This is a genomic window from Vibrio sp. STUT-A11, from assembly GCF_026000435.1.
GTDB lineage: Bacteria > Pseudomonadota > Gammaproteobacteria > Enterobacterales > Vibrionaceae > Vibrio.
Map to the genome: position 1 here is coordinate 2,161,972 of NZ_AP026763.1, position 25,399 is coordinate 2,187,370.

A 25,399-nucleotide genomic window follows, 5' to 3' on the forward strand; every position below is an offset into this window, starting at 1 on the left:
AATTAAGGTCGCTGAAAAGTCATGTGCACTGTGCTAATGGTTCGTGCTAAAAAACCACCCTCGCAATAACTCATGTAATAACGCCACATTCTAATAAATCGGTCATCATAACCTAGCGCGCGAACTTGTTTCTCAGCTTGATTAAACCGGCGATGCCACTCATTGAGTGTTTTCGCATAATCGAGGCCGATATCGAACAGGTCTCGTACGACAAGATCACTGTACTTTGTCGCCGCTTGAGTCAGAGATGTCACTGACGGTAAAAATCCACCTGGAAAAATGTACTTCTGAATAAAATCGACGTTATTGCTGTAATATTCATAACGCTGATCGGCAATAGTGATCGCCTGAATAGCCATTAAACCACCGGGTTTCAGCAGTGACTCACACTTCTTAATATAAGACGGCAAAAACGCTTTCCCCACCGCTTCAATCATCTCTATCGAAACTAACTTGTCATACGTGCCATCAAGGTTTCGATAATCTTCTTTAAGCAAGGTGATTTTATCCGACAAGCCTTTCTCTTCAATCTGTTGCTTGGCGTAGGCGTGCTGTTCTTCTGAAATGGTGGTGGTGGTCACCCGACAGCCATACTGCTCAGCCATATAAATCGCCATCGCGCCCCAACCGGTACCAATCTCAATAACGTGATCGGATGGTTTTAGCTCGATCTGTTGGCAAAGACGATCCATTTTATTGATTTGCGCTTGCTCTAGTGACTCGTTATCTTGGTGATACAGCGCCGAAGAATAAAGCATGTTGCTATCAAGAAATGATTCATACAGCGCATTGCCGAGATCATAGTGCGCATGAATATTTTTGCGAGAATTATCCTGGGAGTTGCGGTTAGCCCAATGGCTGACTTTGTAAAACAACTTGGTTATCCAACTGCCCTGCTCCTCTATTTGATCTAATGCGCGCATGTTTATCGCCATTAGCTTCATCAATGCCGTCAGGTCTGGGCTATCCCACCAGCCATCCATGTAAGCCTCACCTGCAGCGATACTGCCGCCTCGTAAAATTCGTGAGTACAAGCCGGGATGTTTCACCTCAATGGTAGCAACAACAGCCTGACCGTTATACGAACCATCAGGCGCAGAAAACCGTTCACTTCTTTCTGTCGTTTCTGAATTAAAGCTCTCAATTAAGGTTAAACAACCAAATTCCATTTTTTTCAAACATTGAACGATCACTCTGCGAGCCGCTTTTTGAGTTGTAGTCAGTTCGCACGGTAATGTGATTACACTACTATTCAACATGCAGAATTCTCCTTGTTATTTCTTTTCTTATTTTTCTTTTCTGGCTTTGTATTACTTTCATCTGAGTATTTAGGATGAGAATAAAAAGGCGCACCTTTTCTCCATAACTTTAATGCGTGCCAGTAAATCCCCAATACCACTTTTACCGTTTGGATAGGAGTCACAACTAAGCATGTCATCAGGCTTTTGCTTGATAAAACTTTCGCTTTCATCGCCATTGTGGCATCAAAATGTTTATCACCTTTGTGACACTCTAAATGGATATTGAGTTTGTCGGTCAGCGGTTTAATCTTCCACTGGTATTGTTGGTCAATAGGGTTAAACGGAGAGACATGGAACGCTTTCTCTTGTTTCCAGCCAAATTGCTCATCATCCTGATCAGCAGAAACGGCATAATAGTGACGCTCATTCCACGGTGTATTGCTTACTTCAGCCAGCAAATATTTCCATTCACCCTGCTTGTTATAAACATAGTAGAAATTAACCGGACTAAAATAGAGTCCTAAATAGCGCAGGTGACACACCGCAATAACTCGACCATCACATTTCACGCCTGTCAGGCGTTCTAATTTGTCTTGTACTGCCTTTTTAAGGCTGCCCTCACCGACATAATCACTGCGCTTAAACCTCGCCCAGTGCCACCAGCGGGTACCGAAACCCCATACTTTACTTTCAAGCTCATCAATTTCATCGAGATCAATAGCCGGCATAAATAACGAATAATTCAGTTCATGCGACACGGGCGTGAATCGTCGGTGTCTTACATTGCCGATAAACAACCGGCTGTTCATCCCGCTAACCATATTACGCCGCCCCTTTCTGTAGAGTAGCCACCGTCTGTTCTCTGGTTTTGTTTCCCAGCGCTTTCACCACATCTAATGCGCTACGTACGCCATCTTCGTGAAAGCCGTTGTACCAATAGGCCCCGCAAAACCAAATATTCGAAACACCCTGAATCTCATCCTTCCGCTGTTGAGCCGCTATAGATTCGGTGGTAAATACCGGATGATCGTAAGTGAACGTGCTTAGAATTTTGCTCGCATCGATTCTGTCTGTACTGTTCAACGTCACGCAAAACGTGTGTGTCGCGTCCAAGTGCTGGAGTATATTCATATTGTAGGTCAGCGATGGAAGTCGTCGTCTTTCCCCTTCACATCCTTCTAACAGATAGTTCCAGGAAGCCCAGGCTGCTTTGCGTTTTGGCAGTAAACTCGAATCAGTGTGTAAAACCACTTCATTCGCTTGATAAGCCATATCACCGAGAATACTTTGCTCCTCGGCGGTTGGTTCATTGAGTATTCTCATTACCTGATCACTGTGGCAAGCGAAGATTACTTCATCGAACCACTCTGTGGTTCCGTTTACCTGTAAAAGCACTCGGTCTTTTGTTCGCGTCACACTTTCCACTGGGCTGTTGAGACGGATATTTTGTGCAAACCCTTGAGTCAATGGCGGAATGTAAGCGCGAGAGCCACCTTTGATCACATACCACTGTGGACGATTCGTCACATCAAGCAAGCCATGATTCAAGAAGAAACGTAAGAAAAACATCAACGGAAATGCACGCATATCCGCAAGTGTCGAAGACCAGATCGCCGCGCCCATAGGAAGAATATAGTTATCGGTGAAGAACTGGCTAAACTGGTGCTCATCGAGGAATTCACCAAGCGTTTGCATGTTTGTCGGTTCTTTGCCTGCAAACGATTTTGCTAACTTATTAAAGCGAAGGATCTCAAAAATAAAACGATAGAACTTTGGATTTACCCAATTGCGCTTTTGCGCGAACAGTGTCGAAATCGTATGACCGTTGTACTCTAACCCGTTACCCTTGTTGCGGACGCTAAAGCTCATTTGAGTTGGTATACCTTCTACGCCAATTTCATTCATCATCTTGATAAAATTTGGATAGGTACGGTCGTTATAAACGATAAAACCAGTGTCAATGGCATAGTCTTTTTCATCAACAGTGACATCAACGGTTGCGGTGTGCCCACCGATGTAATCATTCGCTTCAAATAAAGTGATGTCATGGTCTTTGTGCAAGTAATAACCGCATGTCAGTCCGGATATCCCAGTGCCTATAATTGCAATTTTCATATTTTCTTCCTTTTTACGACACGAGTTTACGCATTAAGCGGGCTTGCCAGCGGTATGGAAACAACGAAATGAAGCGAAGAATGCTGGTAAACCTCGCAGGAAAATAGATGTGACTTTTGTTTGCTGAAAGCTGCTTCCTGATCGAATCAGAGGCTTGCTTGACAGAAATGATCATCGGCATTTCAAAGGTGTTTTTGTCGGTCAACGGCGTCTCGACAAAACCAGGAAAAACCGTCACCACTTGTATGCCTTTCTTGGCGACATCTAACGCTAAAGTACGCGCGAAATAACTGACTGCAGCTTTTGACGCGCCATAGGCTTCCGCTCTCGGTAGCGCGACTTCCGACGCAATCGACCCCACGATCACGATGCGGTGACCTGGCTCAAAATAGGTCTGGCAGGCTTCGACGCAGTTTGCTACGCCGATAACATTAACGTTCATTACCCGCGCCAAAAGTTTCGCGTCAACGTGGCCATTGTCCATGTACTCACAATCACCCGCGTTGAAAAACCAGGTGTCTGGAACAAAGCTAAGTGAAGACAGGGCCTGCATGGTTTCTTCGTAACTCGTTACGTCAAAGCGAAGCGTTTCTATCAGCGAAGAATGTTTACTTAACTCATCAAGTACACTTTCGTTACGCCCGCAAGCGATCACGCGCCAACCTGAATCTGCGTAATCGAGGGCAAGCTGCTTGCCAATTCCTGATGTCGCACCAGTAATCAAAATATACCCACTCATTGTCCGATCCTCTGCTTTACCATTTTTACCACTGCTCCAAGTAGCGGTAGGTTTTCATAAAGCATTTCTCCGAGATCGAAGTAATCTCGGTGGTAGATGACTTGACCGTCAGAGAACTTAAGATGAGACGCACCGTTAACCGTAATGGGTGAACCGTTTTGCAGTTTGGGATGAAGTAGTTCCATGGTCCAGGTAATAAAGCCGCTTTCTCCTACCTGTTGGTGCTCATGAATATCAAAGTCGCAGCGGATAACATTGGTGTAGAGTGACTGGAAGTATCGGTAGAGCGCAATCCTACCCTCCAAACGATGGGCTGCGTCTTCAAACACCACGTCAGGGTGATATACTTCTTCGAGCAGATGTAGATTCTCTTTGCTGAGCTGCTGGTAAACATCGACGACAGACCGTATTTCCATTTCGTTGCTCCTACGACGCACCTTAAATTACAAATGTTGTACAAAAATATCATACGTACAACATAGACTAATCAATCAAAGTTGTACAAAAAATATTTTGTATAACTTTGTTTCACTAGATTAAATACGTGATTAAGGAGGATAGCGATCAGGCAGACGAAAAAAAGGCTTGGTAAAAACCAAGCCTTTTCAGAAAATTATTCGATTAGTACTGTTGATTGCGCAGAGCGTTAATACGCTTGTCGAGTGGTGGGTGGCTCATTAATAGCTCTGTCAAAGACTGCTTACCGTTGATACCAAACGCCATCATTGTGCCATCTAACTTCGATTCCTGGCTCATTTTCAAACGCTCAAGAGCGGCAATCATTTTCTCTTTGCCGACCAGACTAGCGGCACCTGCGTCTGCATGGAACTCACGGTGACGGCTGTACCACATGGTGATGAAACTTGCTAAGAAACCGAACACCAGTTCCAGCACCATAGAGACACCAAAATACACCATCATGTTTGAACCCTGACCTTCTTCTTCATCATTAGACGCCACAATGTTGGCGATAAAACGGGACAAGAAGATCACGAACGTGTTCACCACACCTTGCATCAGGGTCATTGTGACCATGTCACCATTGGCAATATGGCTCACCTCGTGTGCCAACACAGCTTCGGCTTCATCACGAGTCATGTTATGTAACAGACCCGTAGAAACCGCAACCAAAGAGTCATCACGCTTTGCACCTGTCGCGAAGGCATTTATATCTGGTGAATCATAAATTGCCACCGTTGGCATACCGATCCCTGCTTGCTGAGCCTGACGGCCTACTGTCTCCAACAACCAATGCTCTGTTTCGTTGCGTGGACTCTCGATAACCATACCGCCGACTGAACGCAGCGCCATGCCTTTTGACATCATTAATGAAATGAGTGCACCACCAAAGCCAAAGACAGCAGCCATAACTAACAGGCCAGACAGACTGCCCGGCTGCATTCCAGTTGTAGCGTAAACAATATTCAGAACAACACTAAGTACTAGCACGACGGCCAGGTTAGTTGCCAGGAATAACATAACTCGCTTCATTACTTTTCTCCGAGGAAGCTTATTGTTGTAAAAGCCGATCCCATTTGGTTTCGTGCTCCGTTGCGTTATAGATATAGTCTATCGATGTTAAAAACAAGGTTAAGCAATAAATTGCAACATTTGTTTTCTCAGCTGAAATAAATCGTAAATTTTTATAGTCTAAAAACAGTATTTTAGACTAGGTTTAGACTTTGGTCTTATTGTCCCGTTGAATGAGCGTGCTAAATTCAACTCAGATGAACGAAAACCGAGCTTACACTGAACGCTTAGCAAAGCCGAGTAGCTCAAAGATTCCATGTCTTGAGGGAAAAAAATCATGGTAGAAACGAACGACTATCAAATGGCTATCGATTTACTACGTTGCCACCTAGGTATCTCAGAGGACGAGGCAAAGCAACAACTTGGTATTTCGACTGATGATCATATGGCTAATCGTATTGCAGAAACGCAACACGCATTGATGGGACTCGGTAACGACAAGTAATCCTCGTAAGGTTAACGAATAAAGAAAGGGCTGCGTTGTGCAGCCCTTTCGTTTTTCTGTTTTAGCGTTGAAGCAGAGGATCGATGTTAATGTATTTACCGAGCTCTTTGCGCTTAGCACTTGGGACATACGGAATTTCACCTAATTTAGGCACACCTAAACGGGTTTCCAGCATTTCGATGATGTCCGCATAATGCTCCGTACCCGGGTTCACGCGATTTGCTACCCATCCAACAAGGTTCAATCCATCGGCTCGAATTGCCTCTGCTGTTAAAAATGCATGGCTCAAACAACCCAGTTTAATACCAACAACCAAAACAACTGGAAGCTGCTCTTGTTTAACCCAAGTAGAAAGATTGTCTGTATCCGAAACGGGGACGCGCCATCCCCCCGCACCTTCAACCAATACGACGTCAGCCTGAGATTTATGCTGAGCCAGTTTTTCACTTAAAACGTCGTATTTAATCTCAACATCTTCATGTTTCGCGGCGATATGCGGCGAAGTCGGAAGCTCCAGTGCATACGGATTTATATCGTCGTAAACCACTTCTAGAGTTGCAGCCTTTTGTAAATGCAACGCATCTGAATTACGCCAGCCTTGCTCTGTCTTTTCGCTGCCTGCCGCTACTGGCTTATAACCAATGGTGTTTAACCCTTTTGCCGCTAACGCTTGCAGAATGGCTTTAGACGCTACCGTTTTTCCTACATCAGTATCCGTACCAGCAATAAAAAAAGCATCAATCATCGATGTATTACTCCAAAACAAACCTGATAACTTGCAGGTAAAAGACCTTTATCGTTTTTGAATTCTTGGTACGCACGTTCTACGTGTAAAAGTTTGCGGCGGCTTGTCAGTGCTGGAGAGCGCCCACTAACATGGGTTGCTCCGATACCTTTAAGGTCCCGCATAACAGAAAACGCAGAGTCGTACCAAACTGTGATGGAGGTCAAGTCTAGATGATGGTCATTGCAGTGAGCTTGCGCCAACGCAATTTTTACCTGATTGAGCGTTATAAAGTTATTGACGTGTTGATATGCATCAATTTTTTTCCATGATTCACGTAGTTCGAAAAGTGAACCATCGACAAGAGTAGAGAAAAAGCCTGCTCCCCCTTCTTTCAGAATTCGGCGTACTTCACGCAGCGGATAGCTTAAGTCGCTACACCACTGCAGCGCCAAACTAGAGAAGACAAAATCGAAGTGATGATCATCAAAAGGCAAATTTTCTGCGTCGGCTAACACATAACTTGCTCGTTCGTCACCACATCGTTGATGGGCTTTGTTTAGCATCTCTTGAGAGATATCAGCGCAAACCACTTCAGCGCCTCGTTGTTGGAGCAATTCAGAGAAGTATCCTGTTCCACAACCGAGATCTAAAATGCGCTTGCCTGATAAATCTTCGGGAAGCCTTTCTAATAACCGATTCCCGACATCACGTTGAAAGGCTGCATGAGCATCATAGGTATCGGCGGCTTTACCGAATGAAATAGCGATAGCACTCTTATCTTGACCGTCAAGAGCCAGGTCTCTCTGTTCTGCTTGATTCATTACCGCGCTCCTAGTGCTTGTTCAAGTGCGTGAGACAATGTTTTGATTTGATCTTTGCTGTGATTCGCCGTCAGGGTGATACGTAATCGGGATGTCCCTACCGGAACCGTCGGCGGTCGAATCGCCGTAACCCAGAAACCGTGTTGGCGACACGAGTCTGCGACAGTTAATGCTTTTTCTGCATCACCGATAACAAAAGGCTTAATCGGTGTCAGCGTATCCACAAATCCATCGATATCTTGTAAACACTCAAGATAGTAAGCACTTAGCTCAGCCAGTTTTTCACGTCGCCACCCCTGCTCCTGAACGATGGAAACCGCATGAGTCAATGCAAAGGCTTGAGCGGGCGGCATTGCTGTCGAATAAACGTGATGGCGCGCGAATTGAGTCAGGAAATCACCGGTTACTGCATCACATAAAATCGCAGCACCTGACATACCAAATGCTTTACCAAAAGTGACAACCAGAATTTCAGGTTTTACGTTAGCACGTTCACAAGAACCGCCGCCGGTATCTCCGAGAACCCCAATACCGTGCGCATCATCCACTGTCAGCCAGGCGTCATTAGCTCGGGTGAGTTTGGCGATTTCTTCGAGTGGCGAGCAATCACCATCCATACTGAAAACGCCTTCCGTCACCACTAAATGGTTACATTCGTTGTTGATAAGCGAGTGGAGATGCTTGAGATCATTATGTTTAAAGCGTTTCATTTTAGCGGGAGACAACGCACCAGCTTCCATTAAAGACGCGTGATTAAGCCGGTCTTGCAATAAGACATCTGACTTTTCCAGCAAGGTAAACAGTAATGCCTGATTGGCACTAAAGCCCGAGCCAAACAATATTGCACGCTCATATCCCAACCACTCAGTCAGTGCGGCTTCTAGATTACTGTGCGCAGCACTAAACCCTGTCACCATGGGAGAAGCACCGCTGCCACTGCCGTAGACACTTAACCCTTGCTGCCAGGCACGAATCAACGCTTGATCATTGGCCAAACCGAGATAATCATTGCTCGAGAAGTTGATATAGCGTTTACCAGCATGTTCCAGAGTGGACTGGTTACCAGCAAAAACGAGATTCATTGAACGATTCAGCCCCTGCTCTTTGCGCTGAGCAAGAGCTGATTCGATACGAGACTTAAACGCTGGCATCGTAGAAAAGGTCGTCTTTAGTCGGGCGAGCAGCAACGCGTTCTACCACACGGTCAAGCAGTTCGTTCTCTTCGATTTCATCCGGCTTTTGCGAAACTTCCTGACTGTTGATGCCCAACTTGTTAAACAGCATCATATCTTTGTCTTCAGAAGGGTTTGGTGTTGTCAGAAGCTTACAACCGTAGAAAACAGAGTTCGCACCAGCCATAAAACACAACGCTTGCATCTGCTCATTCATGTTTTCGCGTCCCGCAGACAAGCGAACCGCAGATTGAGGCATCATGATTCGTGCGATAGCAATGAGACGAATAAAATCAAACGGCTCAACATCTTCGACTTTTTCAAGCGGTGTGCCTTTCACTTTAACCAGCATGTTGATTGGTACACTTTCTGGATGAGTCGGCAGATTAGCAAGTTCAACTAATAAACCAGCACGGTCGTTGGCACTTTCGCCCATACCAATGATGCCGCCCGAACAGATTTTCATGCCCGCATCACGAACATGAGATAGCGTGTCCAGACGATCCTGATAAGTGCGAGTAGTGATGATATTGCCGTAAAACTCAGGTGAGGTATCTAAATTGTGGTTGTAATAATCCAGCCCCGCATCCGCGAGTTGATTCGCTTGCTCTGGCGTCAACATACCCAGCGTCATACAGGTTTCTAAACCCATACCTTTCACGCCTTTGATCATATCCGTCAAATGCGGCATATCACGCTCTTTCGGGTTTTTCCACGCCGCGCCCATACAAAAACGGGTAGAACCTGCGTTTTTCGCTTTTTGCGCCGCATCGAGGACACGCTCAACTTCCATCAAACGCTCTTTTTCAATGTCGGTGGTATATCTCGCACTTTGAGGACAGTACTTACAGTCTTCTGGGCACGCACCCGTTTTGATTGACAGCAAGGTGCTGACTTGAACGTAATTGGTTTGTTGGTATTGACGGTGTACAAGTTGTGCTTCGAACAGAAGATCCATGAATGGTTTTTCCATTAGCTCTTGCACTTCTGCATGCGTCCAGTTATGACGTACTTCCACGTGTAATCCTTTGGTCACTTTTTTTGTTGTGTTGACAGTCTACCGAGTCCCGTTAAACTGTCAACATAAGCACAAAATCAAAAGTTTACTTCTGGTTATTTTTTGAACCACACTAATCTTGGAATTACACATGGATCTTGCCTTCGACCGCCAACATATCTGGCATCCCTACACTTCTACTCTCACTCCTCTGACCTGCTACCCAGTTGCTTCGGCAGATGGGGTCTATATTAATTTAGAAGATGGTACCCAATTAGTTGATGGTATGTCGTCTTGGTGGTCAACGATTCATGGCTATAACCACCCCCATTTAAACCAAGCGGCACATCAGCAAATTGACCAAGTTTCGCATGTGATGTTTGGGGGAATTACTCACCAACCCGCTATTAGTTTGTGTAAGAAGCTACTCTCACTAGCGCCTGACAATCTCGAACACGTTTTTCTTGCCGATTCAGGCTCTGTAGCCGTCGAGGTAAGCCTGAAAATGGCATTACAATACTGGCATGCAAAAGGCGAACGCAGACCCAAATTCCTTACCTTAAAACACGGTTACCATGGTGACACGTTTGCCGCAATGTCGGTTACAGACCCCGACAACTCGATGCACTCGCTATACAAAGGTTTTCTGCCAGAACATATCTTTGCAGACTCTCCGACATGCGGTTATTGGGATGAATGGAATCCAAACGATTTGACTGATTTCGCGCACAAGATCGAGCAGCATCATCAAGAGCTTGCCGCAGTGATCCTTGAGCCGATCGTACAAGGTGCGGGGGGGATGCGTATTTATCACCCTGAGTTCCTAAAAGGGGTCAGAGCACTTTGTGATAAATATGAGCTTTTATTGATTGCTGATGAGATTGCGACAGGGTTTGGACGAACAGGCAGGCTTTTCGCTTGTGAGCATGCCTCGATTCAGCCTGACATCCTTTGTGTTGGTAAAGCATTAACTGGTGGCTACATGACATTATCCGCCACTCTTGCGACGAAACATGTCGCCGATACGGTTTGCGGTGGCGAAGCTGGTTGCTTTATGCATGGGCCCACTTTCATGGGTAACCCGCTTGCTTGTGCGGTAGCGACTGCAAGTTTAGAGCTTATCGAGCAAGGAGGCTGGCAGCAGCAGACTCAGCAAATAGAAGCGCTGTTTTCTGAGTTGTTACCCAAGCTGGAACAGTATGAACTGGTGAAAAACACCCGTTGCCTAGGTGCGATAGGCGTAGTAGAGACTCACCGTCCGGTTAACATGGAAACCATCCAAGCGCTATTTGTTGAGCAAGGGGTATGGATTCGTCCATTTGGCAAGCTCATTTATATGATGCCACCATTTATCAGCGAACCCGAACACATTGGTAAGTTGGTCAACGCGATTGAGGCAGCCTTGCAACGTGAAGACTGTTTTACGTAATCTCAACCTAAGTAAGAAAGTGACCATACTTAATGCTAAAGAACCAGTAAACAGGCATCGAACACAAACACGCATCAACCCATCCATGGGGCTTCGATTTGCCATCCATGGCAAATAGAGTTTGTTTATCGAACCCTGTTCCCTGACCAGTTAATTTTCCAGATTGGTATAGCACCAACACAGCCGTTTTTGATCGTTAAATATTAAAAAACCCAGCTCGAAAGCTGGGTTTTTGTGTTCTAGTGGCTAATACGATATTGGGTATATATTAACCGATGTGCGTTGCACCGCCCATGTACTTTTGAAGTGCTGTTGGGATAGCAATGCGACCATCGGCTTCCTGGTTGTTCTCAAGAATAGCAACCATAGTACGACCAACTGCCAGACCAGAACCGTTTAGCGTGTGCACAAGCTCAGGTTTCTTCTCGCCTTTACGACGGAAACGCGCTTGCATACGACGAGCCTGGAAATCCCACATGTTAGAACATGAAGAGATTTCACGGTAAGTTTCTTGAGCAGGAACCCACACTTCCAAATCGTAAGTCTTACGTGCGCCGAAGCCCATGTCACCAGTACATAGAACCACTTTACGGTAAGGAAGTTCCAGAATTTGCAGCACTTTCTCAGCGTGACCAGTCAGCTCTTCAAGTGCATCCATTGAGTCTTCTGGCTTGGTGATTTGTACTAGTTCAACTTTGTCAAACTGGTGCATACGAATCAGACCACGAGTATCACGACCGTAAGAACCTGCTTCTGAACGGAAACACGGTGTGTGAGCTGTCATCTTAAGTGGCAAATCAGCTTCGTCAGAAATCGTGTCACGTACCATGTTGGTTACTGGTACTTCAGCGGTTGGGATAAGCGATAGTCTACGCGGCTCTTCGTCGTTCACTTTCTCTTCAAGTGGCTCTGTGTGGAAAAGGTCTTTACCAAATTTAGGTAGCTGACCCGTACCAAATAGGCTGTCAGAATTCACTAGGTACGGTACGTACATTTCTGTGTAGCCGTGTTCTTCGGTATGAAGATCTAGCATAAACTGAGCGATTGCACGGTGTAGGCGCGCGAATTGACCTTTCATTACGATAAAGCGTGCACCGGTAATTTTAGTCGCGCTCGCGAAATCTAGGCCATCGCCCATTTCACCTAGGTCAACGTGATCTTTCAGTTCGAAATCGTAGGTTTTTGGCTCGCCCCAACGAGAGATCTCTACGTTGTCGTCTTCATCTTTGCCGTCTGGCACATCGTCAGCTGGCAGGTTTGGAACAGATAGAGTGATCTCTTCAAGTTGAGCCATTACGGCGTCAAGTTCCACTTTTTTCGCATCAAGATCGCTACCTAGTGTACCGATTTGTTTCTTGATCTCTTCTGCGCCTTCTTTGTCGCCAGCTGCCATTTTTTGGCCGATTTGCTTGGAGATGGAGTTACGCGTGGATTGTAAATTTTCAACTTCTACTTGAATGGACTTGCGTTGTTCTTCAAGGTTACGGATAGTCTCGACGTCTAGCTTAAAGCCACGACGTGCCAGTTTAGCAGCTGTTTCATCCAGCTCAGTTCGAAGTAATTTAGAATCCAGCATTGTTAATCCTATGCTTTTGTAGTTGTGAAATCGCGCACCAGCATCTTGCGAATACGCTATAAAAATTTACCAAATAAATGTATCCAAAAACGCCTACTTTTCATAGCGCTTTTGTGGGCTATTTGCGTCTAAAGTAGCCAAGTAATCTAACTTTTCGCCTATTTTGGTCTCTAGACCACGATTTGTCGGCTGATAGTACTTACGATCGCCCATTTCTGGCGGCAGATATTGCTCGCCGGCTGCATACGCACCCGGCTCATCATGAGCGTAACGATATTCGGCGCCGTAGCCCATGTCTTTCATCAAGCTCGTTGGCGCATTTCTCAAATGGTGCGGCACTTCATATTCAGGTAAGTTATGCGCATCAGTGAGCGCTTGTTTCCACGCCACATAAACGGCATTACTCTTAGGCGCACACGCAAGGTATACGATCGCCTGAGCAATCGCACGTTCTCCTTCTGCGGGGCCAACACGCGTAAAACAGTCCCATGCAGAGAGCGCCACTTGCATGGCACGAGGGTCAGCGTTGCCAACATCCTCAGACGCAATCGCGAGTAAGCGGCGTGCAATATACAAAGGATCACATCCCGCAGAGATCATTCTCGCCGCCCAATACAGCGCTGCATCTGGGTTCGAGCCACGAATTGATTTATGTACTGCAGAGATTAAGTCGTACCAAATGTCGCCCTTGTTATCGAAGCGAGAGACTTTTTCCCCTGCGACTTCGGCAAGTAGCTTAAGAGTAATCTCTTTCTCACCATGTGCATTGTCTTCGGCCATATCGTAGAGCAATTCAAGGTAGTTCAGCGACATGCGAGCGTCACCATTCACCAGCTCTGACAAGCGATCCAGAACGTTATCAGCAAAGTGTGCGGGGGTGCCTCCCAAACCACGCTCTTTATCGTTAATCGCTTGATTAAGAGCCTGTGCAATCTCGTCTTTATTCAGTGACGTCAGTTTGTATACTCGCGCCCGAGACAACAATGCATTATTCAGTTCGAAAGACGGGTTTTCTGTGGTTGCGCCGATAAAGGTAACCGTACCATCTTCAATATGCGGAAGGAAAGCGTCTTGCTGAGACTTGTTAAAGCGATGCACCTCATCCACGAACAATATCGTGCGGCGACCCGCTATTTTATTTTCTCGTGCTTTATCAATCGCAGCACGGATTTCTTTCACACCAGAAGTCACCGCCGAAACACGCTCAACCTCTGCATTGGCGTAATTAGCTGCAACTTCTGCTAACGTCGTTTTCCCTGTGCCAGGCGGTCCCCACAAAATCATAGAGTGGATGTTGCCCGCTTCCAGAGCACGGCGTAAAGGCTTTCCCGGACCTAAAATATGCTGCTGTCCAATATACTGCTCGACCGTTTGCGGCCTCATACGCGCAGCAAGGGGACGAAAATCTTCGTCCCCCGAGAAATCTAGTGTGTAATTCGTCACTACCCGTTAATTCCTTTGGTCATCCACTTCCACTCCTTTTGGAATCGTGAATGTGAATCGGTTGGCTTTTGGTTTTCCTAACTTCACGTTACTGAATTTGAACAGGCCTCTTTGACCATCTTGTTCAATCACATTGAAGCCTTTTACGATACCTTTTGCATCAATATTAATCTGGAAACGACCTTGAGTTGAATCGACGGCTGTCGGGATCAGTGTGAACTCGTTCCCTTTTTGAGATACTTTGTAATTGTCCCAGTCACTTGCGCGATTACGAGTCAAAAGCACAAATGGTGTTTGTTCTGCCGCTTGTTCTTGCCAGTAGATGCTCACTTGCTCGATGAACGGGCTGTAGTACCAAAGTGTTTTACCATCAGACACCAGTAAGTTTTCATCTGGGAATGTCGTGCTCCAACGGAACAAGCTCGGACGGGCAATTTCAACCGTCCCTTCCCCTTCCATCACCGTTTCCCCTTCTGGGCTGATGACTTGCTGAGAAAAGTCCGCACTGAAACCTTCGTTAATGGCTAAACGCTTGCTTAACTCTGTTTTTGGCGATGCGGCATGCGCAGTTGAGAATAAAGAGAAGCTTAAAACAAGCGCGGAGATGAATTTCGCTGAAAATCGTTTTTTCATTCAAATACCTATCACTGGGGTCGAAAGACCGAATATTACTCACCTCATTTGGACTGAGGTGAGTAATACAAGTTCATTAATCTTTTGGTGGCGCAGGCGCGAGAACTTCTCGGTTGCCATTGTGACCAGGGGCACTGACGATACCCTGTGCTTCCAGTTGTTCAACAATGCGAGCCGCTCGGTTATAACCAATTTTAAAGCGGCGCTGCACACCGGAAACTGAACCACGGCGTGACTGAACGACGTGTTCAACCACTTGGTCGAACAACGGATCGACATCTTCATCGGCTTCCATCTGCTCACCTGGGAGCAAACTTTCCGGACTCTGATCGCCACTAATAATCTCGTCGATATAGTTTGGTTTACCACGCGCTTTCCAGTTGTTCACGACCGCATGCACATCTTCATCAGAGGCAAACGCGCCGTGTACACGGGTGGTATGACTAGAGCCTGGCGGCAAGTAAAGCATATCACCCATACCCAGTAGCGATTCTGCACCACCCTGGTCTAGGATCGTACGCGAGTCGGTCTTGGTTGAAACCGTAAACGCAACACGGGTTGGGATGTTGGCTTTAATCAGACCGGTAATCACGTCTACTGACGGACGTTGTGTTGCCAGAATCAAGTGAATACCGGCCGCACGCGCTTTCTGCGCCAAACGTGCGATCAGTTCTTCAACTTTCTTACCGACAACCATCATCAGGTCAGCAAATTCATCCACAACAACAACGATGTATGGCAGTTTCTCAAGCAGCGGCGGCTCGGTATCCATGCTATCGCCTTCTTGCCAGAATGGGTCGTGAATTGGGTGACCCGCTTCAGCGGCCATCTTCAGCTTCTCGTTGAAGCCTTTCACATTACGAACACCAAGTGCGGACATCAGTTTATAACGACGTTCCATCTCGCCAACACACCAACGTAGGGCGTTAGAGGCGTCTTTCATGTCTGTTACCACTTCAGAGAGCAGATGTGGAATGCCCTCGTAAATGGAAAGCTCCAACATTTTCGGGTCGATCATGATAAAGCGCAGATCTTCCGGAGACGCTTTGTACAGCATACTCAGGATCATGACGTTTACGCCCACCGACTTACCAGAGCCAGTGGTACCTGCCACCAGCACATGAGGCATTTTAGCAATATCGGCAATAACCGCTTCACCTGCAATGTCCTGACCGAGCACGACCGTTGTCGGAGATTTAGCCTGCTCAAATTGAGGGCTGTTGATAACGTCGGAAAGGTATACGGTCTGACGACTCATGTTGGGCAGTTCCAAGCCAACATAAGGTTTACCCGGAATCACTTCAACAACACGTACTGCCATTGCAGACAGCGCACGCGCCAAGTCCATTGAAAGGCCGGAAATACGACTAACTTTTACACCCGGTGCCAAATCCAGCTCAAATCGAGTGATAACAGGGCCAGGATAAATACCCACGACGTCAGCTTTAATTTTGTAGTCTGCCAGCTTGCTTTCAACCAACCGAGCGACCTGCTCTAGCGCGTCACGATCAATAAAGTTTTCGCGTTTTTCCGGGTGATACAAAAGCTCCAGTGTTGGTAATGGCTCTTCAGGCACAGGCAGGTTTTCTTCTTGTTTCATCAAGAATGGGTTCTGCGTTGCCGCAACTTTTGCCTGGGCTCCGGCTACCATGTTCTGGAACGCCGCCACGTCTTGATCACCTTCCGAAACCTCTTCAACTTCGGCCACTGGAGCTGGCTCAAATGTGGCACTCGTTGTTGGTTGAGGCTGAGAGCTTACAACGTGTTGGTTTGATTGCGTTATCGACGGTTCTGGTTGAGGATCGTCAACTGAATACACTGGAGCCTCAGGCTGAGCAGCAACATACTGATCTTCGTCATCAACAACATCAAAGTTGGAAATCGTTGGTTCAATATGCTCGCCGGGCTCTGTCTGCTCAGAAATGTTATCCAAAGAGGCGGGATCTATCACTGGCTCTTCAAATGGTACTGAATCAACGTGAGCCTGCTGTGCTTGTTCCGCTGCGAACTGAGCGTACTCAGCGTAGTCCGGTTCACTTGGGAATGATGTAGAATCAGTCTCTTCAGGTTCAACTGGACGTTGTGGCTCTGAATAATTCTGTTGTGTCGATGTTAGCGTTTGTTCAGGTTGCTCTTCCAACGCCCAATCGTCTGCTTGCTGAGCGGCCGCTTCCAACTCTTCAATCGTAACATTCAACTGTTTAGTGCGTTCCACCGATGGGTCAACGTGACTCATACTGAATGCCTCTGCTTGAGGTTCTGGTTTGGAATACGCTGCTGGCTTTTCTACTGCAACCGAAACAGGTTTTACCGAATCCGCCAACGGTTTTGACACGCGCGGTTCTGGCTGAGTTTGCGGCATATAAATAGGATATTCATGCAGCGCTTCTTTAGGCTCTTCGACATCATATGCGGTCAAGTGAGGAAGTGGTTCTTCTTCCTGTTCAATCTCAGCGCGTCTTGTGGTGACTTTATCTTCGATAAACTCATCAAGCTGAGGTTCTAAGATCTCCTGCTCCGAGCCTCTCAACTTATTCGCAATACCGTTGACTATGCCTAGTGTTCGCTCACCTAGCCACTCGACAATGTTCAACCAGGAAATTCCGGTAAATAGAGTAAAGCCCGCACCCCATAAGAACAGCAGAACTAACGTGGTTCCCAAAATGTTAAGCGTAGGGAGTGCGAGACTAGAGAGAACGTCACCGACGATGCCTCCAGATGAGAAGTACCAGATATCGTCAAAGTTAATATCAGCCAAGCCACAACTGGTCATAATCAGGACAACGAGACCAAGTAACCTCGTCCCCCAGAGCATAAGATCGATGGGTTCATCTTCGCCGCGCTTACGACAAAGCACCCATGCCGCCACCGCCAACAAAAAAGGCAGAGGGTAAGCCAATGAGCCAAAAGTAAAAAATAGAGTATCGGCTAGCCAGGCACCAAATAAGCCACCGGCATTGTCGATCTCTCCTCCCCAAGCAGTTTGGGACCAGGAAGGATCAGCGGGGCTAAAGGTAAATAACGCTACAGCAAGTAGCGCTGAGCTAAGAACGCCTACAATAAAGCAGCACTCTTTCAAGCGTTGGAAGCCATTTAAGCGTGAAGACTGAGGCTCTTCACTTGTTTTGATGATGGTTTCGACTTTCTTTGCGTTCTCTTTGAACATAAATCAACTTGCATATGGAAATGAAATAGGAATTTGCAAAACATTCCGAGCGGCATAAAGCCGCTCGGTAAATTGATTTAACCATATCAAAGAGAAAAACCCAATGACTCTATGCGGAAAGCGGAAGCATATACCGCTTTCTTTGCAAGAATTTAACGAGTTTTGATCACTAGCTGGTTAGATTGTTTCACTTCTTCCATCACTACGTAGGTACGAGTGTCGTTTACACCAGGTAAACGTAGAAGCGTATCGCCAAGTAGTCGACGGTAAGCCCCCATATCTGATACACGAGTTTTAAGAAGATAGTCAAAGTCACCTGACACTAGATGACACTCTTGGATATCATCCAGTTTTTGAACCGCAGAGTTAAACTGTTCGAACACATCTGGTGCACCGCGGTTTAACGTAATTTCAACGAACACTAATAGTGAAGCGTCCAAAAACTGCGGATTCAGTAACGCAGTATACCCTGTAATGTACCCCTGACGTTCTAATCGACGTACACGCTCCAAACACGGTGTTGGAGAAAGTCCAACACGCTTTGAAAGTTCTACGTTCGAAATACGACCGTCTTTCTGCAATTCATTAAGAATGTTGCGGTCGATACGGTCTAGTTCCTTGGACGGCTTTTTATAGTTGTCTGCCATTTTTTATTCCACCTTATTACTTCCTTGCAAAAAAATATACTACAACTTTTTAATATTTGGTGCCAAATTTTACAAACCTATAACTATACTAGTTATTAATTCGACAATAACACCCTACAAATAGTTAAAATAACCATTATAGAAAGAGGATACAGGATGATCATTGGCGTACCAAAGGAAATCAAAAACCACGAATATCGTGTCGGTATGATCCCAGCAAGCGTGAGAGAGTTAATCTCACATGGTCACCAAGTTTTAGTTGAGACCAACGCAGGTGCCGGCATTGGTTTTACAGACGATGATTACATCGCTGTCGGCGCATCCATTCTCCCTCATGCTGCAGACGTTTTCGCGCAAGCAGACATGATAGTAAAAGTTAAAGAACCCCAAGCAGTCGAGAGAGCAATGCTCCGCGAAGGGCAAATTTTATTTACTTATTTACACCTAGCACCAGATTTTCCACAAACTGATGAGCTAATCAAGAGCAAAGCTGTCTGTATAGCCTATGAGACTGTAACAGATAATATGGGTCGTTTGCCACTGTTAGCACCAATGTCTGAAGTGGCAGGTCGGATGTCTATTCAAGCGGGTGCACAAACGCTAGAAAAATCTCATGGTGGCCGCGGTTTACTACTAGGAGGCGTACCTGGTGTTGAACCTGCGAAAGTGGTCATTGTTGGCGGCGGGGTCGTTGGCGCGAACGCCGCTCGTATGGCTGTTGGTCTTCGTGCAGATGTCACCATTCTTGACCGTAATGTAGACACACTGCGTAAACTTGATGAAGAATTCCAGGGCTGCGCTAAAGTCGTTTATTCTACAGAAGACGCGATTGAGAAGCATGTTCTGGAAGCTGACCTTGTAATAGGTGCGGTTCTTATCCCTGGTGCTGCAGCACCTAAACTGGTGACAAAAGAGCATATTGCGAAGATGAAGTCAGGCGCAGCGGTCGTTGACGTTGCTATTGACCAAGGCGGCTGTTTTGAAACCTCTCATGCTACCACGCACGCAGAGCCAACTTACATTGTTGATGAAGTCGTTCATTACTGCGTAGCAAACATGCCAGGTGCTGTTGCCCGCACTTCTACTTTTGCATTAAACAACGCGACATTACCTTACATTCTGAAACTAGCAAATAAAGGCTATCAGAAAGCACTTCTCGACGAGAAAGGTTTCCTTGAAGGTTTAAACGTCATTCATGGCAAAGTAACTTGTAAAGAAGTGGCAGACAGTTTTGGTCTGGAATACGTGGAAGCAGAACAAGCGATTGCAATGTTTAATTAATGACAAAATAACTCAATTCTGTCACGTTTTGTTTACAAAAGCCCACAGCTAAGTGGGCTTTTTCATATAGAGCATTTAGGTATAAATAATAACTAATATCTATATGCGTAAATTAAAATGTTTCGTGGCGTGACAGATTTAGCGCAAAATTCCGACAATCTGGCACGGTAACCGCGTTGCTCAAGATAAAGTGCTTTATCTAGTGCTAACCAAATCTCCAATGGACGTTGAAAAACCAATTGAACTAAGCTCATCCTTTCCATCTGCCAAAAGCGTTCTTCCGCTACCCCTTCCAATGCGTTAAAGTCAATCGACTGACCGATATTGAGCCCCTTTTGCTCTGCAGCCCAAACACAAAAAGCCTCAAATCCTTCACTTAATTGTGATTTGCGGATACTGGGAACCGGTTGATATTCTTCAATGCCTAGCACCTGACGAGTAATTAGATCAAAGCCAAGCCTGAAAATCATTTCTTGCTGACGATGACGGCGTACACGTACCCCACCCGTCACCGTTTGTTGCAAGGGGATACGAAGTTCTTGTTTCGACAGCGCTAACGCAGAGTTTTGCGCAAGCTCCGATAGTGGTTGATAGGTTTCGCCCTCAATAAGGTGATAACAGCACGGAGAAATCGTCATTGCCGAGACTCCTGCTTCACTGCCGTACTCAAGCAAACGCACATGTAAGTCACCACAAGCATGCAGCGCGACGGCATGTTGCGTAGGTTTAAAAACCGCTTTCGCTTTGGCATCAAACGCGTCGCCTTGAATAAACGTCATCTTCCATTGATGTTCATTAGCCACCAACTGTCCCGACTCACACAAGGACTGTTGATATTCAAAGCTGGTAACAGGCTGATCCGTTTGTGTGGTCAGAATACGTCCGAGGTATCCCTTACCCGAGCACCACTCTAACCACTCATTACCGCAATGATTCTGGATGGCAGCTTCGCCCATAGCAACAATTTGCTCAAGTTTACGACCAGGCACACCGCTATCTAAACCGCGTTCAAGCGCCAGACCTTGCAGTGGTAGCGCTTCTAAGTGGGTATGCTCAGACAATGATTTGAGTACAGGTATGTAAGCACTAATTTCAGTCAACGCTTCTTCTGGCTTTGCTTTTAAGCGTTCAATTTGAAGGGTGGAAAGAGACGATAACCACTGACAAAGCTCGGGGTACTCTTCTTGCCAAGGTAATGCCGGATGAATGCTGCTCTGAAATGGTTCAAATCGCCACAACGATTGGTTTTCAATCAAGCAGTCATTAATAAATTGGAATCGAGTGTTCATTAAGCCCCCTACTAGCGGGGGCGTATTATATACCTAAGAAAACCTTTCAGGAACACTCGACTTGGGTGTAGGCATGTAATGACCGGCTATCGGACTGGCAAATCAATATCTTTAAACATCTCTTCTATTTCTACGTTTGACTTCAAAGAGATAGCTTGTTCTACCACAGGTCGAGTCAAGTGTGGCGCAAATCGTTCCATAAAATCAAACATATAAGAACGAAGGAAGGTACCACGACGGAAACCAATACTTGTGGTGCTTGCGCCGAACAAATGGCTCGCATCAATCGAAACCAGATCACTATCCTGCTTCTCGTCGACGGCCATACTTGCAATCACGCCAACACCAATGCCCATACGTACATAGGTTTTGATCACATCAGCGTCCGTTGCCGTAAACACCACGCGCGGTGTCAGGCCTTCGCGATTAAATGCAGTATCAAGTTCCGAGCGACCGGTAAAACCAAATACATAAGTGACCAGCGGATATGCCGCTAGATCATGGATGGTGATGTTGGCCTTCTTCGCCAGAGGGTGATCTTTCGGCACAACAATAGAACGATTCCAGTGATAACAAGGCAACATAATCGCGTCTTGATAAAGGTGTAATGCTTCCGTCGCTATCGCAAAATTCGCCGTGCCTTTCGCAATCGCTTCTGACATTTGAGAAGGTGTACCCTGGTGCATGTGCAAAGACACTTTTGGGTAACGAGTAGTAAAACCTTTGATCACATCCGGCAATGCGTAACGTGCTTGTGTATGCGTTGTCGTAATGTTCAACGTTCCCATTTCAGGATGCGTATGCTCACCGGCTACCGCTTTAATACTTTCGACACGTCCTAGGATTTCCTGGGAGATTCGAACGATTTCTTCGCCCGCACCCGTCACCTGAGTTAAGTGCTTACCACTTCGCTCGAAGATTTGGATGCCCAGTTCGTCTTCCAGTAACCTCACCTGCTTACTGATACCAGGCTGTGAGGTATATAAACTCTCTGCGGTAGCAGACACGTTCAAATTATGGTTTACAACCTCAACAATATACTTCAGTTGTTGCAGTTTCATCGTAATCCCTTACTCGTTGCCGAGAGACTTAAATCAAAAGCTAAAATGTTCACTCATTTTTGAGCGATATAATAATAAGTTATAACGCGACATACACTAAATGAACAGTAATTTCTAACATATACCTGAAACTCATACTAAAAGTTAGACGCAAATTAATATGCACATGATAGAAGCTTTCAATCGTCGCTTTATTGCTGCGAACAAGTTCGTATAAATTAAAACGTGTGGCGGGCTAAATAATCCAATAAATGGGGTGCCTTGCTTGTTGAGATTCATGTATTCTTTAGTGCTAGCCGCAGAAAACTAAAAGCAGACGCAAAGATATGAATATTGGTTTAATAATCGCTTTGGTAGCCATCTTATTGGTCTTAATCCTAGGCTATAACATGATGTTGCAGTACAAGGTCAAAGTAGAAACTGCAAAAAGACAGGAATCCGCTCGCTACGTCGCTTTGATTGACGGTACTGAAGAACTTATTGGTCATGCTCACCATATTCCTTTCAGCCCAGATCTACTGTTATGCCTCAACAATCGAATTCTTGATGCTTTAGAAAATATGCAACAACTCGACCCAAAGAATAAACAACTATCCCAACGGATCGAAAATCTAAAGCAGCAAATTGAACAGTTAAAATCCAACGATCAAGCTGGTGATAGTACAACATTCAAGATGCCAAGCAGCGATAAACAAGCTATTGCGATGTTAAAATTGGTAAAACGCCTGAGAGATACGGTTCGTAACGAACACAACAAAGGCCGCTTGGATACGCCAACTTACGTCAGTGAAAATGCGCGTTTGGAAACCATTCAAATCCGCATCAATATCGAAAACGTGATTAAAAGAGCCAATGACTCGATTGCTCGCGGTCAGCCAGGCACCGCGCTTCAACTACTGCGCAAGGGCATTGACGCATTGAGTACTAAAAATGACGCTTATTCCATTCAAGCCAAACAAAAACTTGAAGAAATGCTGGGTGACTTAGATAAAAGACGTCAGGATAAAAACAACGCAGAAATTCAACAACTGGCCGATAAAGAGCGTGACAATGATATGGAAGTGCTCTTCGGCGAGAAGAAAAAGTGGTAATATCTGCTTAGCTTTCCACTCATGGAAAAGGCTGCTCTGGCAGCCTTTTTTATATCCAGGCTTCCAGTGGATAAAAATCAGAACGTAAAGTATTAAATTAACATGATAAATTTAGACGCCTATCAAGATCTTCTTGCTCCGATCAATCAGTTTCTACAATGCAGCACACCTGACAAGTGGGTTGAAGAAGCGAAAAAACCACAAAACCTTCAAACCATTTTGTTAGACCACTTACTTTGCGAGCTTAAAGCAGGCCAATCGGCAATGTTTTTGATCCGGAAATACGCCGTTGATCAAACCAGTTCACACGCCTTATTAGATTGGTTTAAACCTTACGAAGACTTCGCTTATCGTAATGTAGGCTGTTTAGAAACATTGAAAGGTAAGAGCAATATTTCCAAATCAATCATGGCGAAATCAGACTCCCCTTATAGTCAGGAGCTGATTGATAAAATGGTGCTTTTGATCAAAGAAGAGTTACACCACTTTTATCAAGTGCTTGAGATTATGCAAAGCCGTGGCATTGAATACCAGAACATCCCGGCGAGCCGCTATGCTAAAGGGCTTATATCTCACATGAAAACCCACGAGCCAGAGACCTTGATCGATAAGCTTATCATTGGCGCTTATATTGAAGCTCGCTCCTGCGAACGCTTTGCGAAACTGGCGCCACATATGGAAGAAGATATCGCTAAGTTCTACATTTCCCTGTTGCGTTCCGAGGCCCGTCATTATCAAGACTATTTGGTGCTGGCTGAGCAAATCGCAGGGAAAGACATTAGCGAACGTATCGAATACTTTGGACGTGTCGAAGCGGATCTCATCTTAACGCCAGACGAAGATTTCAAATTTCACAGTGGCGTACCCGCTTAATCGTCGGATAAAAAAGAATAAAGCCGGATCATGCTTCTTTAAGGCCCGGCTATTTTGTTAGGTGAAGAAACTGAATAGAATTTCATCATTCTACTATTCCTATCCCCCTACTTTGTGGCTTAATAGCTTAAACAATAATAACTTTTCTTTACGGGTACCCGAATGGACTCGGTTTTACATCAGTTGCAATTTTCTCTTTCGATTACAGGCCCTATCTGTTTGATGTTAGTGCTCGGGGTGGTCTTTAAACGTATTGGCTTAATTGATAATAACTTTATCGATGTAGGTTCAAAGCTGGTCTTCAAAGTGACGCTTCCTGCCATGCTCTTCATCAGCATTGTGTCTTCAGAGCACGACTTTGCTGCAGCCAGTCATTTCGTTAATTTTGGCGTCATTGCCAGCATTTCGTTTTTTGTTTTTACCTACCTTTCCGTCAAGTTCTTATTTCCATCTTCTCCCGATCAAGGTGTGCTCATTCAGGGCGGATATCGTGCCAATACTGGCATCATAGGCCTTGCTTATGTATCTAGTGCTTATGGCCAGCAAGGTGTCGCGTTAGCCGCGCTTTATGTTGCTGTCACCACCTTTATCTATAATGTGCAAGCGGTGATCTGCTTATCACCGAAAGGGGCAACATCTGTCTCTCAGGCTGCAAAATTGATGATTCGGACACTCACGAAAAACCCGCTAATAATTGCTATTGTTGTCGGGATGCTTTTTTACATCCTCTCTATCCCAGTGCCTCAAATCGCGATTGATGCGGGTAGTTATTTGTCGAAGATGACATTACCGCTCGCACTGTTATGTACGGGCGGTTCACTAAATTTACGCTTGATGAGGCAGGAGAAAGGTCCATCGTGGTTTGCTAGTAGCTACAAGTTGCTGGTTGCGCCAGCAGTGATCACAATAGTCGCCTATTTGTTCGGATTCAGAGGTGTTGAATTAGGGATTCTATTTTTTATGAATGCGTCACCTGTTGCGGCTGCAAGTTATGTTATGGCTCGTTCGATGGGAGGGAACTCTGTGCTGGCGGCAAACATTATTGCTATGACAACCGTTCTTTCCGCATTTACCTGCACGCTAGGAATCATTGTGCTGAATTCTCTGCAACTGATTTAAAAAC

23 protein-coding genes are annotated in these 25,399 nt (G+C 45.7%); 6 read left to right on the plus strand and 17 right to left on the minus strand.

The annotated features are described in order from the left end of the window. Window positions 1-2 precede the first annotated feature (2 nt). The 6 genes from OO774_RS10170 to htpX form a co-directional block, all read right to left on the minus strand. Window positions 3-1,259 carry a cyclopropane-fatty-acyl-phospholipid synthase family protein gene (locus OO774_RS10170; protein WP_264902054.1) on the minus strand — a complete coding sequence of 419 codons (1,257 nt, stop codon included), beginning with the start codon at window positions 1,257-1,259 and terminating at the stop codon, window positions 3-5. Then, the gene (locus tag OO774_RS10175; RefSeq protein ID WP_264902055.1) at window positions 1,253-2,062 is read right to left on the minus strand and encodes a DUF1365 family protein; all 810 of its coding nucleotides are present in this window, start codon (window positions 2,060-2,062) and stop codon (window positions 1,253-1,255) included. The genes OO774_RS10170 and OO774_RS10175 overlap by 7 nt, the downstream gene beginning before the upstream one ends. A gap of 1 nt (window position 2,063) precedes the next feature. Further along, window positions 2,064-3,356, minus strand: a complete 1,293-nt coding sequence (locus OO774_RS10180; protein ID WP_264902057.1) for an NAD(P)/FAD-dependent oxidoreductase — start codon at window positions 3,354-3,356, stop codon at window positions 2,064-2,066. Window positions 3,357-3,369: 13 nt separating this feature from the next. Beyond that, window positions 3,370-4,095 (minus strand): SDR family oxidoreductase, encoded by a 726-nt coding sequence (locus tag OO774_RS10185; RefSeq protein ID WP_264902059.1) that lies wholly within the window; start codon window positions 4,093-4,095, stop codon window positions 3,370-3,372. Beyond that, window positions 4,092-4,511, minus strand: coding sequence for a nuclear transport factor 2 family protein (locus OO774_RS10190; RefSeq protein ID WP_264902061.1), 420 nt, complete (start codon window positions 4,509-4,511; stop codon window positions 4,092-4,094). The genes OO774_RS10185 and OO774_RS10190 overlap by 4 nt, the downstream gene beginning before the upstream one ends. Window positions 4,512-4,716: 205 nt before the next feature. Next, on the minus strand, window positions 4,717-5,586 hold the full coding sequence (gene htpX, locus OO774_RS10195) for a protease HtpX (protein WP_264902063.1): 870 nt from the start codon (window positions 5,584-5,586) through the stop codon (window positions 4,717-4,719). Between the two features lie 316 nt (window positions 5,587-5,902). Here htpX and OO774_RS10200 point away from each other — a divergent pair, with 316 nt between their 5' ends. Continuing rightward, window positions 5,903-6,070, plus strand: a complete 168-nt coding sequence (locus OO774_RS10200; RefSeq protein WP_264902065.1) for a hypothetical protein — start codon at window positions 5,903-5,905, stop codon at window positions 6,068-6,070. Between the two features lie 61 nt (window positions 6,071-6,131). Here OO774_RS10200 and bioD read toward each other — a convergent pair whose 3' ends face one another. From bioD to bioB, 4 genes are read right to left on the minus strand one after another with little or no spacing between them, the layout of a single operon-like run. Further along, window positions 6,132-6,815: a dethiobiotin synthase gene (bioD, locus tag OO774_RS10205; RefSeq protein ID WP_264902066.1), complete on the minus strand. Its 684-nt coding sequence runs from the start codon at window positions 6,813-6,815 to the stop codon at window positions 6,132-6,134. After that, window positions 6,812-7,618, minus strand: coding sequence for a malonyl-ACP O-methyltransferase BioC (bioC, locus tag OO774_RS10210; RefSeq protein WP_264902068.1), 807 nt, complete (start codon window positions 7,616-7,618; stop codon window positions 6,812-6,814). Before bioC ends, bioD begins: the two co-directional genes overlap by 4 nt. Further along, window positions 7,618-8,769 carry an 8-amino-7-oxononanoate synthase gene (gene bioF / locus OO774_RS10215; protein WP_264902070.1) on the minus strand — a complete coding sequence of 384 codons (1,152 nt, stop codon included), beginning with the start codon at window positions 8,767-8,769 and terminating at the stop codon, window positions 7,618-7,620. The genes bioC and bioF overlap by 1 nt, the downstream gene beginning before the upstream one ends. Continuing rightward, the gene (gene bioB, locus OO774_RS10220; protein WP_264902071.1) at window positions 8,756-9,808 is read right to left on the minus strand and encodes a biotin synthase BioB; all 1,053 of its coding nucleotides are present in this window, start codon (window positions 9,806-9,808) and stop codon (window positions 8,756-8,758) included. The genes bioF and bioB overlap by 14 nt, the downstream gene beginning before the upstream one ends. 130 nt (window positions 9,809-9,938) lie before the next feature. Between bioB and bioA the strand changes: the two genes are divergently transcribed. Beyond that, on the plus strand, window positions 9,939-11,216 hold the full coding sequence (gene bioA, locus OO774_RS10225; protein WP_264902073.1) for an adenosylmethionine--8-amino-7-oxononanoate transaminase: 1,278 nt from the start codon (window positions 9,939-9,941) through the stop codon (window positions 11,214-11,216). Between the two features lie 268 nt (window positions 11,217-11,484). Here bioA and serS read toward each other — a convergent pair whose 3' ends face one another. The 5 genes from serS to lrp form a co-directional block, all read right to left on the minus strand. Further along, the gene (serS, locus tag OO774_RS10230; RefSeq protein ID WP_264902075.1) at window positions 11,485-12,792 is read right to left on the minus strand and encodes a serine--tRNA ligase; all 1,308 of its coding nucleotides are present in this window, start codon (window positions 12,790-12,792) and stop codon (window positions 11,485-11,487) included. A 93-nt stretch (window positions 12,793-12,885) separates the two neighbouring features. Continuing rightward, window positions 12,886-14,235: a replication-associated recombination protein A gene (locus OO774_RS10235; RefSeq protein ID WP_264902078.1), complete on the minus strand. Its 1,350-nt coding sequence runs from the start codon at window positions 14,233-14,235 to the stop codon at window positions 12,886-12,888. Window positions 14,236-14,241: 6 nt separating this feature from the next. Further along, entirely contained in the window at window positions 14,242-14,868 is a 627-nt protein-coding gene (gene lolA / locus OO774_RS10240; protein ID WP_264902080.1) for an outer membrane lipoprotein chaperone LolA, read from the minus strand. 76 nt (window positions 14,869-14,944) lie between these two features. After that, the gene (locus tag OO774_RS10245; protein WP_264902082.1) at window positions 14,945-18,034 is read right to left on the minus strand and encodes a DNA translocase FtsK 4TM domain-containing protein; all 3,090 of its coding nucleotides are present in this window, start codon (window positions 18,032-18,034) and stop codon (window positions 14,945-14,947) included. Window positions 18,035-18,186: 152 nt separating this feature from the next. After that, window positions 18,187-18,681: a leucine-responsive transcriptional regulator Lrp gene (gene lrp, locus OO774_RS10250; protein ID WP_005378234.1), complete on the minus strand. Its 495-nt coding sequence runs from the start codon at window positions 18,679-18,681 to the stop codon at window positions 18,187-18,189. Window positions 18,682-18,837: 156 nt separating this feature from the next. Here lrp and ald point away from each other — a divergent pair, with 156 nt between their 5' ends. Beyond that, window positions 18,838-19,962: an alanine dehydrogenase gene (ald, locus tag OO774_RS10255; protein ID WP_264902162.1), complete on the plus strand. Its 1,125-nt coding sequence runs from the start codon at window positions 18,838-18,840 to the stop codon at window positions 19,960-19,962. Window positions 19,963-20,054: 92 nt separating this feature from the next. Here ald and OO774_RS10260 read toward each other — a convergent pair whose 3' ends face one another. Both OO774_RS10260 and cysB read right to left on the minus strand, forming a co-directional pair. After that, the gene (locus OO774_RS10260; protein ID WP_264902164.1) at window positions 20,055-21,251 is read right to left on the minus strand and encodes an SAM-dependent methyltransferase; all 1,197 of its coding nucleotides are present in this window, start codon (window positions 21,249-21,251) and stop codon (window positions 20,055-20,057) included. An 86-nt stretch (window positions 21,252-21,337) separates the two neighbouring features. Next, window positions 21,338-22,312 (minus strand): HTH-type transcriptional regulator CysB, encoded by a 975-nt coding sequence (gene cysB, locus OO774_RS10265; protein ID WP_264902165.1) that lies wholly within the window; start codon window positions 22,310-22,312, stop codon window positions 21,338-21,340. Between the two features lie 326 nt (window positions 22,313-22,638). Here cysB and OO774_RS10270 point away from each other — a divergent pair, with 326 nt between their 5' ends. The 3 genes from OO774_RS10270 to OO774_RS10280 all read left to right on the plus strand — a co-directional run bounded on the left by OO774_RS10270 (window position 22,639) and on the right by OO774_RS10280 (window position 25,395). Continuing rightward, window positions 22,639-23,403: a DNA repair protein gene (locus tag OO774_RS10270; protein ID WP_264902167.1), complete on the plus strand. Its 765-nt coding sequence runs from the start codon at window positions 22,639-22,641 to the stop codon at window positions 23,401-23,403. 102 nt (window positions 23,404-23,505) lie between these two features. Further along, window positions 23,506-24,276, plus strand: coding sequence for a tRNA isopentenyl-2-thiomethyl-A-37 hydroxylase MiaE (locus OO774_RS10275; RefSeq protein ID WP_264902169.1), 771 nt, complete (start codon window positions 23,506-23,508; stop codon window positions 24,274-24,276). Window positions 24,277-24,438: 162 nt separating this feature from the next. Continuing rightward, entirely contained in the window at window positions 24,439-25,395 is a 957-nt protein-coding gene (locus OO774_RS10280) for an AEC family transporter (RefSeq protein ID WP_264902171.1), read from the plus strand. Window positions 25,396-25,399 lie beyond the last annotated feature (4 nt).